Source organism: Rouxiella badensis, assembly GCF_002093665.1.
Classification (GTDB): Bacteria; Pseudomonadota; Gammaproteobacteria; order Enterobacterales; family Enterobacteriaceae; genus Rouxiella; species Rouxiella badensis.
In genome coordinates this window covers 95,581-107,036 of record NZ_MRWE01000018.1, presented here as the reverse complement: position 1 = coordinate 107,036, position 11,456 = coordinate 95,581, and the positions used below count along the sequence as shown (strand labels likewise).

The 11,456-nt window shown below is 51.9% G+C and carries 9 protein-coding genes; 7 read left to right on the top strand and 2 right to left on the bottom strand.

All coding sequences use genetic code 11. The annotated features are described in order from the left end of the window. Nucleotides 1-374: 374 nt before the first annotated feature. Nucleotides 375-1,472, bottom strand: coding sequence for an AI-2E family transporter YdiK (ydiK, locus tag BS640_RS12480; protein WP_017492476.1), 1,098 nt, complete (start codon nt 1,470-1,472; stop codon nt 375-377). Nucleotides 1,473-1,683: 211 nt separating this feature from the next. Here ydiK and ydiJ point away from each other — a divergent pair, with 211 nt between their 5' ends. Next, a complete protein-coding gene (gene ydiJ / locus BS640_RS12475) occupies nt 1,684-4,737 on the top strand; it encodes a D-2-hydroxyglutarate dehydrogenase YdiJ (protein WP_017492475.1) in 3,054 nt (1,017 codons plus the stop codon). Between the two features lie 22 nt (nt 4,738-4,759). Beyond that, nucleotides 4,760-5,179: a hotdog fold thioesterase gene (locus BS640_RS12470; RefSeq protein ID WP_017492474.1), complete on the top strand. Its 420-nt coding sequence runs from the start codon at nt 4,760-4,762 to the stop codon at nt 5,177-5,179. Between the two features lie 171 nt (nt 5,180-5,350). On the opposite strand, the gene BS640_RS12465 is transcribed toward BS640_RS12470, so the two are convergent. Then, on the bottom strand, nt 5,351-5,755 hold the full coding sequence (locus BS640_RS12465; RefSeq protein WP_017492473.1) for a hypothetical protein: 405 nt from the start codon (nt 5,753-5,755) through the stop codon (nt 5,351-5,353). 458 nt (nt 5,756-6,213) lie between these two features. Here BS640_RS12465 and sufA point away from each other — a divergent pair, with 458 nt between their 5' ends. The 5 genes from sufA (at nt 6,214) to sufS (ending at nt 11,453) form a co-directional block, all read left to right on the top strand. Beyond that, on the top strand, nt 6,214-6,585 hold the full coding sequence (gene sufA, locus BS640_RS12460; RefSeq protein ID WP_017492472.1) for a Fe-S cluster assembly scaffold SufA: 372 nt from the start codon (nt 6,214-6,216) through the stop codon (nt 6,583-6,585). 30 nt (nt 6,586-6,615) lie between these two features. Next, a complete protein-coding gene (gene sufB, locus BS640_RS12455; RefSeq protein WP_084912663.1) occupies nt 6,616-8,136 on the top strand; it encodes a Fe-S cluster assembly protein SufB in 1,521 nt (506 codons plus the stop codon). A gap of 74 nt (nt 8,137-8,210) precedes the next feature. Next, a complete protein-coding gene (gene sufC, locus BS640_RS12450) occupies nt 8,211-8,957 on the top strand; it encodes a Fe-S cluster assembly ATPase SufC (RefSeq protein ID WP_017492470.1) in 747 nt (248 codons plus the stop codon). Then, entirely contained in the window at nt 8,932-10,233 is a 1,302-nt protein-coding gene (sufD, locus tag BS640_RS12445; RefSeq protein ID WP_084912662.1) for a Fe-S cluster assembly protein SufD, read from the top strand. The genes sufC and sufD overlap by 26 nt, the downstream gene beginning before the upstream one ends. Next, nucleotides 10,233-11,453, top strand: coding sequence for a cysteine desulfurase SufS (gene sufS, locus BS640_RS12440; RefSeq protein ID WP_017492468.1), 1,221 nt, complete (start codon nt 10,233-10,235; stop codon nt 11,451-11,453). The genes sufD and sufS overlap by 1 nt, the downstream gene beginning before the upstream one ends. The last annotated feature ends 3 nt before the right edge of the window (nt 11,454-11,456 follow it).

The following is an 11,456-nucleotide window of genomic DNA, read 5'->3' as shown; positions in this document are numbered from 1 at the left end:
GCGTTATAGAGGTGATTATATAAAGGCGGGCGCAGCAGTGGGCACTGGATATATTACGCCAGTTTATTTATGACAAAAAAAAGGCCCGTCGAGATGACAGGCAAAGACTACACACAGCAATTCTTTGGTAATGCAAGCTTGGGGGAAAGCCTACATATAAATCATGGGGTTGTTGATTCAACTGTTAATAATACTAAGATCCAACAGGATGTTAGTCTCTAAGAATTGTCTTAATAGGAGATTTTAACTAATTCTCTTATCAGGCCTTTTTAATAGCAAAAAAATTTAGTTAGAAATAGCCTGCAAAGGGGGATGAAAAAATAAAAAAAAAGCCCCGAAGTCATTAATACTCCGGGGCAGTATTAATAAACAGATTATTCCCCTAGCAACTTGTTAACCTCTTCGAGGTCTTGCTGAGGCTCAGGGGCTTCATTGACCCATAAAGAAATCAATCGGTAAGAAACGGCTAACACCACAGGGCCGATAAATAAACCAATAAGTCCAAAGGCAACCAAGCCGCCGATAACGCCTGAAAGAATAAGGAGCATTGGTAAATCGGCACCCATGTGGATTAAGTACGGGCGCAGTACGCTATCAAGCGAGCCAACCACACAGCTCCAGACCAGCAATACGGTTCCCCAGGTGTTATCGCCGGTCCAATACAGCCAGATGATGGCAGGAATCAGCACCAGCAGCGGTCCAATTTGCGCCACGCAGCAAACAAACATCACCACGGTCAGCAACGTGGCATAGGGGATGCCAACGATGGCCAGACCGATGCCGCCGAGTACCGACTGAACGATGGCCGTGACAACCACGCCCAACGCCACGGCACGAATAGCTTGACCCGCCAGTATGACCGCGGCGTCACCGCGGCCACCCGCCAGACGAATGGCGAAATGGCGGATGCCTATCCCAACGTGCTCACCGCGATAGTAAAGCAGTGCGCTAAACAGCAGCATTAATGAACAGTGTAAAATGAAGCGACCAATGTTGGCCGCCTGCGAGACGAACCAACCGGCGGTTTGCCCAATGTAGGGCTGTACTTTCGCCAGTAATGCACTGCCACCGCTGTTGATCAGGGTATGCCAGCCAAGATAGGTCTTCTTGCCGATAAGCGGAATCGACTCCAGCCAGGTAAAGTCAGGCAGGTGCAGCTGTGAAGGGTTGCTCGCCAGTTTTGCCAGCGGCGCGCTGTTTTCAACCGCACTGCTGATAAGAAGGGCAATCGGCAAAACAAACAGCAGGATAAGCAGCACCGTCATGACGATAACCGCGAGTATTCTACGCCCCCAGAGGAGAGCCTGAATTCTTATCATCACAGGCCAGGTGGCGATGACTATCATTCCTGCCCATGAAAAGCCCAGTATAAATGGTTTCACTACCCAAATACTGGCAATGGTCATCAAGGCAATAAACAGCACGCCAAACATGATTTGTGGCAAATCATAATTTTTGTTCGGGAGATTCATCAGTCATTCTCGTTTCAAAAGCAAAGCATCATAGCCATAAAAACTGGCATCAATCTATCCTCATAAGCATGGAGTATTATCAGGGGTTTTAGAAGCACTAGAAAACGAAGTATGGTAGTTTTTAAGTTGCTTTAGACAGGGTGGGTCCGTTTTACGGATCCAGCGGCCGCCTACAGGCCTGCAAACAACAACAAAGACAGAGTCGTAATCAATGATCCCACAAATTTCTCAGGCACCTGGCGTTATTCAGCGGGTGCTCGACTTTTTGGAAGCGTTAAAGAAAGACGGTTTTACGGGTGACATGGCAACCAGCTACGCCGATCGTCTGACTATGGCGACCGACAACAGCGTCTATCAGCTTTTACCGGATGCGGTTTTGTTCCCGCGCGCTACTTCCGATGTCGCCTTACTCGCCCGCCTTGCTGGTCAGGACCGCTTCAAAACGCTGGTATTTACTCCACGTGGTGGCGGGACCGGCACCAATGGACAGTCTCTTAACCGCGGTATCGTGGTTGATATGTCCAGACATATGAATCGCATCCTCGATATTGATACCGAAGCCGGTTGGGTAAAAGTTGAAGCGGGTGTCATTAAAGACCAGCTAAATGAATTCCTGCGTCCGTTGGGCTATTTCTTCTCCCCTGAACTCTCGACCAGTAACCGCGCCACGCTCGGCGGGATGATCAACACTGATGCCTCAGGGCAAGGGTCGCTGGTTTACGGTAAAACCTCGGACCACGTGCTCGGCCTGCGCGCGGTGGTTTTGGGCGGCGAACTGCTTGATACCAAAGCTATGCCGACGCTGCTTGCCGAACAGTTGGGCGAGGAGAAATCGACCACCGGCAACATTTATCGCACGGTGCTCGAAAGCTGTCGCGAAAATCGCCAACGGATCATCGACAAATTTCCGAAACTTAACCGCTTCCTCACCGGTTATGACCTGCGCCACGTCCTGAGTGACGATCTGCAAACCTTCGACCTGACCCGTATTCTCACCGGTTCTGAGGGCACGCTGGCCTTTATTACCGAAGCGCGTCTGAACATAACGCCGATTCCAAAAGTCAGACGTCTGGTCAACATTAAGTATGACTCGTTCAACTCTGCGCTACGCAACGCCCCCTTAATGGTCGAAGCTAACGCACTTTCGGTAGAAACGGTTGACTCCAAAGTGCTGAATTTGGCGCGTGAGGACATCGTTTGGCATTCAGTGAGTGAATACATCACCGATGTCCCAGGCAAAGACATGCAGGGCCTGAATATCGTCGAGTTTGCCGGTGATGCTCAGGAACTCATCGAGAAGCAGGTCGAGTCCCTTTGTGAACGTCTTGACGGCCTGATTGCCGAAGAGCAGGGCGGGGTGATCGGTTACCAAATCTGTGCCGATCTGGCGGGCATTGAGCGCATCTATAACATGCGTAAAAAATCAGTCGGCCTGCTGGGTAACGCCAAGGGCGCCGCCAAGCCGCTGCCTTTTGCCGAAGATACCTGCGTGCCGCCAGAGCATCTCGCTGACTATATCGTCGAGTTTCGTGCACTGCTGGACAGCCATAACCTTAGCTACGGCATGTTCGGTCACGTTGATGCGGGCGTACTGCACGTGCGTCCTGCGTTGGACATGTGTGACCCGCAGCAGGAAATGCTGCTGAAGAAAATTTCCGATGAGGTGGTCGCGTTGACTGCTAAATACGGTGGGCTGTTGTGGGGCGAACACGGCAAAGGATTCCGCGCCGAATATAGTCCGGCGTTCTTCGGTGACGAGCTGTTCCACGAACTGCGCCGTATCAAGACCGCGTTTGACCCGGCCAACCGCCTCAACCCCGGCAAGATTTGTCCACCGCTTGACTGCGACGAGCCGATGATGAAGGTTGATGCGCCTAAGCGCGGCACCCTTGACCGTCGTATTCCGGTCGAGGTACGCACCGCGTTTCGCGGGGCGATGGAGTGTAACGGTAACGGGTTATGCTTTAACTTCGACGTCAAAAGCCCAATGTGCCCTTCGTTCAAGATTACTGGTAGCCGCATTCATTCACCGAAAGGCCGCGCTGGTATGGTTCGTGAATGGCTGAGACTGCTTTCAGAACAGGGCGTCGAGCCACTGGCGCTGGAGCAGGCACTCCCCCAGGAGTCGATGAGTTTTAGAACGCTTATCGAGAAAACGCGCAACAGTTGGTACGCCAGCAAGGGAGAGTATGATTTCTCCCATGAGGTCAAAGATGCCATGTCTGGCTGTCTGGCCTGTAAAGCCTGTTCAACGCAATGTCCGATCAAAATAGACGTCCCGGGATTCCGTTCACGGTTCCTACAGCTTTACCACACACGCTATCTGCGCCCGGTGAGCGATTACGTGGTCGCGGGCGTTGAGAGCTATGCGCCGCTGATGTCGCGTGCACCTAAAGTGTTCAACTTCTTCTTCAGGCAGCCGTGGGTGCGTGAGCTGAGCCGTAAAAGCGTCGGCATGGTCGATTTGCCCTTACTCTCCTCTCCAACGTTGCGGGAGCAACTTTCCGGACACAGCGCCGCGACCATGACGCTGGAGCAGCTCGAAAGCATTCCGGTGACGGAGCGCGCGCAGTACGTGCTCATCGTGCAGGACCCGTTTACCAGTTATTACGACGCGAAGGTTGTCGCCGATTTTGTGCGACTGGTGGAGAAACTTAATCTCAAACCGGTGCTGCTGCCATTTTCTCCGAACGGCAAGGCTCAGCACGTGAAAGGATTCCTCCAGCGCTTTGCTAAAACGGCCAGAAAGACCTCGCTGTTTCTCAACCGCGTATCTCAGCTGGGTATGCCGATGGTAGGGGTAGATCCGGCGCTGGTGCTGTGCTATCGCGATGAATATAAAGAGATCCTCGGTGAGTCTCGCGGCTCCTTCCAGGTCCAGCTGGTGCACGAATGGCTGATAACCGTGCTGGCTGAAAAGCCGGAGATGCAGCAGAGCGGCGAGTCGTGGTATCTGTTTGGACACTGTACGGAAAGCACTGCGCTGCCGACCAGCGGCAAGCAGTGGGGCGATATTTTTGCCCGCTTCGGTGCAAAACTGGAAAGCGTCAGTGTGGGCTGCTGTGGCATGGCGGGAACCTATGGCCACGAGGCGAAGAACATTCAGAACTCGCTCGGCATTTATGAATTGTCATGGCATCAGTCGCTGCAACGCCTGCCGCGTCAGCGTTGTCTGGCGACCGGCTATTCCTGCCGCAGTCAGGTAAAACGCATCGAAGGCAACGGGCTGCGTCACCCGCTTCAGGCATTATTAGAAATCATTTAATCCTCAAGGAGAGAACATCATCGTGGCACTTTGGAAACGCGAAACTACGCTCGAAGAGCTTAATAAAACCAGTCAGGGATGCATGGTCGGACACGTCGGCATCGAGTTTACCCTGCTGGCAGATGACCGTCTGGAGGCCACGATGCCGGTAGATTCGCGCACTACCCAGCCTTTTAAGCTGCTTCACGGCGGCGCATCTGTGGTGCTGGCGGAGTCATTGGGATCAATGGCGGGTTATCTATGTACCCGTGGCGATCAGCAAATTGTGGGGATTGAAGTGAACGCCAACCATCTGCGGGCGGCGCACAGCGGCTACGTGAAGGGAGTTTGTCGTCCTCTGCACGTCGGCCGCCGCAATCAGGTGTGGGAAATCAAGATATTCGATGAAAGTGAAAACTTGTGCTGTATTTCCCGCCTGACCACCGCCGTAATCGAACTTTGATCGGCTTTTAATGCTAGAATAATAAAGCAGGGTGAAGGAAGTGACGCCTTCACCCTTATTCTTTATAGGGTTAATAGTTGGAATTTAATATTTCACAATAGGTTGAAATATACGGTCAGATATTAACCCTATAAAGAGTGTGATTATTTTCGGGAATTAAATTCGCCGCGATTAAAGCTGGAACGGAACGCGCTTAACAAAGTCGGTTTGGAAAGCTGTGGCTTTTTCCCAGATGCCCATCATGGCATAATACTGGCAAATCATTTTGAGAGTGTGTCTGGCGAAGTGGTAGCACTGTACCTGAAACAGGTTGCTGCGCTGAGGATTATTAATTTCCGTTATCAACCGGTTATGCAATTTGCATAGGGCGTGAAGGTAGCTTTGGTCATCGCCATTTTGCAGGCAGAGATTCGCCATATCCAGGCAAAGGCTGTTGTAGCCCTTGAGCTGGTTTATATCTGCTTCCGGCCTGGAAAGCGCCGCATCAGCCAAATAAAAGTCGACCGTTGCGTCTCGGACGTTAAATTTATATTCGTCGATTTTAGCCTGAAGCCACGCATTTACCGATTGAGCCATGAGCGCATTCCGATTTGAATGATAACTATTATCATATTAAAAAATATCATATTTGCAAAAAAGCTGCGGATCAATGTTTTCTACGCCCTTTTTTGTCCTTGATCAATGTAGGGGCATGAGACAAAAAGAGCCTTATTCGGCGATAGGGTAGAAGAAATTCATAAATAGGTATTTCCGATGAATGTTTTATCGTAGTAAAACATCTACAGCAAAGAGAGGGCATAAAAGCCAAAATTGTCAATTTTTAACAAAAAATTGACAATTTATTCAATTAGTTGATGAGGTGCGTAGTTTCTATCCAGAAAAGGCGGCATCTCATTCACGGACGCGAGCAGGGCTGTTTGCGGTCCGTAATGGCTATACCCTCTTAAAACAAGAGGTTGAAGTGACAAGTGTAATCACTAAAATAGACACTAGAAGGTTGTCTATTAATAACCTGATATTCATGAGGTAGACAGATGCAAACCGAAAATGTCGGCACGTTCTCATTGGATGACAACGTATGGCAAGGCGTGACGCTGACTGATTCCGCAGCCAAGCAGGTCAAAAATCTAATGACTCAGGATCCTGAAGTCAAAGGGCTACAGCTGTCTGTGAAGCAGTCGGGCTGCGCAGGTTTTGCCTATGTGCTAGACCTGACTAAACAACCGGCGAGCGATGACCTGGTTTTCGAGCGCGAAGGTGCTCACCTGTATATTCCGTTGAAAGCAATGCCTTTCATCGATGGAACTGAGGTGGATTTTGTCCGTGAAGGGCTGAACCAGATCTTTAAGTTCAATAATCCAAAAGCTCAACACGCCTGCGGGTGTGGGGAAAGCTTTGGCCTGTAATTCTAATGTAATCGAAGCGATGTAACTAACATGTCACGAAGCAACGTAGAAATTCCAGACAACGTGCAGTCTTGGGTCGGCGATGGGAATAAATACAAGGAAGGATTTTTCACCGCGCTGGCAACCGATGAACTCGCATCCGGCATCAACGAAGATGTCGTTCGTGCCATTTCCGCCAAGCGTAATGAGCCGGAGTGGATGCTGGAGTTCCGTCTGCAGGCTTACCGTGCTTGGATCAAAATGGAAGAGCCGCACTGGCTTAAGGGCGAATACAAGCCTTTAGACTATCAGGACTACAGCTATTACTCCGCGCCATCGTGCGGCAGCTGTGACGATTCCTGTGGTTCTCAGCCTGGTGCCACGCAGCAGTCAACCGCAGACTCGCTGGCTGTGCCTGCGCTCGAAAAAAACTATCTGACCACCGAAGTTGAAAAAGCCTTCAATCAGTTGGGTGTTCCTGTGCGTGAAGGTAAAGAAGTGGCCGTTGACGCCATCTTCGACTCCGTTTCCGTTTCGACCACCTACCGTGAGAAGCTGGCTGAATCCGGCGTTATCTTCTGCTCCTTCGGTGAAGCTATTCACGATTATCCAGAGCTGGTTAAACAGTATCTGGGCACCGTTGTGCCTGCTGAAGACAACTTCTTCGCTGCGCTGAACGCCGCTGTCGCTTCTGACGGTACTTTCGTGTACATCCCGAAAGGCGTGCGTTGCCCGATGGAGCTGTCGACCTATTTCCGCATCAACGCAGCGAAGACAGGTCAGTTCGAGCGTACCATTCTGATTGCCGACGAAGGCAGCTATGTCAGCTACATCGAAGGCTGCTCGGCGCCGGTTCGTGATACCTATCAGCTGCACGCGGCCGTGGTTGAAGTCATCATCCACAAAGACGCTGAAGTAAAATACTCCACCGTGCAAAACTGGTTCTCCGGCAGCGAAGAGAGCAGCGGTGGTATTTTGAACTTTGTCACCAAACGCGCTATCTGCGAAGGTGCAAACTCCAAAATGTCCTGGACTCAGTCCGAGACCGGTTCTGCCATCACCTGGAAATACCCGAGCGTTATCCTGAAAGGCGATAACTCAATCGGTGAATTCTTCTCGGTTGCACTGACCAGCGGCAAGCAGCAGGCCGATACCGGCACCAAGATGATTCACATTGGTAAAAACACCAAGTCGACCATCATTGCCAAAGGTATCTCTGCCGGAAAGAGTGAAAACAGCTATCGCGGTCTGGTTAAAATCCTGCCTTCCGCCGAGAACGCGCGTAACTTTACCCAGTGTGACTCGATGCTGATTGGCCCAGACTGTGGCGCACATACGTTCCCGTATATCGAAGTGCGTAACAGCACTGCTCAGCTGGAGCACGAAGCCACGACCTCGAAGATTGGTGAAGATCAGCTGTTCTACTGCCTACAGCGCGGGATCAGTGAAGACGATGCTATCTCAATGATCGTTAACGGTTTCTGTAAAGATGTCTTTTCAGAGTTGCCGCTCGAATTTGCCGTGGAAGCGCAAAAACTTCTCGCAATCAGCCTTGAGCACAGCGTCGGGTAAGTCTTACCCGACAGACTTGAAGAACAACAGAATAAGTAGAAACACGAGCGCACAGACGCAAATCAAGGATACACATGTTAAGCATTAAGAATTTAAAGGTCCGAGTAGAAGAAAAGGAAATTCTTAAAGGGCTCGATCTCGAGATCAAGCCTGGGGAAGTGCACGCCATTATGGGCCCGAACGGCTCAGGTAAAAGTACGCTTTCCGCTACACTTGCGGGCCGTGAAGATTACGAAGTGACTGAAGGCTCTGTCGAATTCAATGGTAAAGACCTGCTGGAGCTTGATCCAGAAGACCGCGCCGGCGAAGGCGTATTCATGGCGTTTCAATACCCGGTTGAAATCCCAGGCGTCAGCAACAACTTTTTCCTGCAAACTGCGGTAAACGCGGTTCGTAAATACCGTGAACAGCCTCCGATGGACCGCTTTGATTTCGCCGATTTTATGGACGAAAAAATTGCGATGCTGAAGATGCCTGAAGACCTGTTGAGTCGTTCGGTTAACGTTGGCTTCTCCGGTGGTGAGAAGAAGCGTAACGATATTCTGCAGATGGCGGCCCTTGAGCCAAGCCTGTGCATTCTTGATGAAACCGACTCCGGTCTGGACATCGATGCGTTGAAAATCGTTTCCAGCGGCGTTAACGCCCTGCGTGACGGTAAGCGCTCCTTTATTATTGTGACCCACTACCAGCGTATCCTCGACTATATCAAGCCTGACTACGTGCACGTTCTGTGGCAGGGCCGCATTGTAAAATCCGGTGATTTCAGCTTGGTTAAACAGTTAGAGGAGCAAGGTTATGGCTGGCTTACCGACGAAGAGTAATGCCCCTGCAGCCGGCAGCTCACATGCTATGCAGCAGTTTTACCGCCTGTTCGAAAGCGTAGGTGGCGAGCAGTCTTCCCATGCCTACAACCATTGGCAGCAGGTTCTGCGCCTTGGTTTCCCGCATGCGAAGATGGAAGACTGGAAATACACGCCTGTCGCGCCGCTGCTGGGTAACCAGTTCTTTGCCCCTGAAAAACAGCAGGTGTCTGCCGACGTGCTGAAATCCGTGGCGCTGCCGCTCGATACTTACCGTCTGGTGTTCATCGATGGCCGTTTCAGCGCTGAGCTTAGCGATACCGACACCGGCGATTTCGAGATTGAGAAACTGACCCCGGCCTGCCAGCAAACGCTGCCAGAGGCGATTCAGTCAGAAGTGTTCCTGCACCTGACCGAGAGTCTGGCGCAGGATGGCCTCAACATTCGCCTCGCCGCCGGCAAGCAGGCTGAAAAGCCGCTTTACCTGCTGCACATCAGCAGCGGTCGTGCCAATTCTCGCGAAGTGAACACGGCGCATCATCGCTACCACGTTGCGGTTGAGCGCGGTGCTAATGCCGAAGTGATTGAACACTATGTGAGCCTGGGCGAAGCAGGGCATTTCACCGGTGCACGCCTGACGGCGAACATTGGCGATAACGCTGATTTCACGCACTACAAGCTCTCCTTCGAAAGCCAGGCAAGCTACCACTTTGCCCATAACGATCTGGTCGTTGGCCGTGACGCGCGCGTATCCAGCCACAGCTTCCTGCTGGGGGCCGGGTTAACCCGTAACAACACCAGCGCACAGCTTAACGGCGAAGGCAGCAATCTGAACATCAATAGCCTGCTGTTGCCGATTGATGCCGAGATTGCGGATACCCGCACTTATCTCGAGCACAACAAAGGCTATTGCAACAGCAATCAGCTGCACAAGGTGATTGTTAACGATCGTGCTAAAGCGGTATTTAACGGCATGATCGAAGTGGCTAAAAACGCCATTAAAACCGACGGCAAGATGACCAACAACAACCTGTTGCTGAGTCCGAAAGCCGAGGTCGATACCAAGCCGCAGCTGGTTATTTTTGCCGATGACGTCAAGTGTGGACACGGCGCGACCGTTGGCCGCATGGACGACGAGCAGCTGTTCTACCTTCGTGCTCGCGGTATCAGCGGGCTTGATGCACGTAACATGATTATCTTCGCCTTCGCAGCCGAGCTGACTGAAGCAATTGAAAATGAGACGCTGCGTGAGGTTGTTATTGCACGGATTGCAGGCCGACTGAATCGAGGTGAGTAATGAGTTTTCCACTGGAAAGAGTGCGTAGTGATTTTCCTCTGCTGAGCCGTGAAGTTAACGGCCAGCCACTGGCCTACCTGGACAGCGCGGCGAGCGCGCAGAAACCGCGTCAGGTCATTGACAGTGAAAGTCAGTTCTATAAGCACGACTACGCCGCTGTGCACCGTGGGATCCACACTCTCAGCGTTGAAGCCACCGAGCAGATGGAAAACGTTCGTAAGCAGGCCGCCGCATTTATTAATGCGGCTTCTGCCGAAGAGATTGTTTTCGTCAAAGGTTCGACCGAGGCTATCAACCTGGTTGCCAACACCTTTGGCCGTACCCAGCTTTCCGCCGGTGATCGCATTATCATCACCGAGATGGAGCACCATGCCAATATCGTTCCGTGGCAGATGCTTGCCGAAGAACGTGGCCTGCACATCGATGTCTGGCACCTGACGCCGGAAGGCGAACTGGACATGAGTCAGTTTGCGTCGCTGCTGACGCCGCAGACCAAACTGCTGGCGCTGGCGCACGTCTCAAACGTGTTGGGCACGCGCAATCCCATTGAAACCATTATTCCACAGGCTAAGGCCGCCGGCCTGTATGTGCTGGTGGACGGCGCGCAGGCTGTCATGCACCACAAGGTGGATGTGCAGGCGTTGGATTGTGATTTCTACGTGTTCTCTGGCCATAAACTCTATGGACCGACCGGTATTGGTATTCTTTACGGTAAAGCGGCACTGCTAGATAAAATGCCACCCTGGGAAGGCGGCGGCTCGATGATCAAGCACGTGAGCCTGACCGAAGGAACCACCTACGTCAAAGCGCCGTGGCGTTTTGAGGCGGGCTCGCCAAACACCGGCGGCATGATTGGCCTGGGCGCTGCATTCGACTACGTTAATGAACTTGGTCTGGACGCTATCAACGAGTACGAGCAGTCGCTGATGAGCTACGCGCTCGAGGCGATGGCCGATATCCCGGATATCCATATCTATGGACCTGCAGAACGTTCTGGTGTCATTGCCTTTAACCTCGGCAAGCATCATGCTTATGACGTGGGCAGCTTCCTTGACCAATACGGTATCGCTATTCGCACCGGTCACCACTGCGCCATGCCGCTGATGTCATTCTTCGGCGTTCCGGCCATGTGCCGTGCTTCTCTTGCAATGTATAATACCCGCGAAGAAGTTGACCGTTTGGTCGCAGGACTAAAACGTATTAGCCTGCTGCTGGGTTAACAA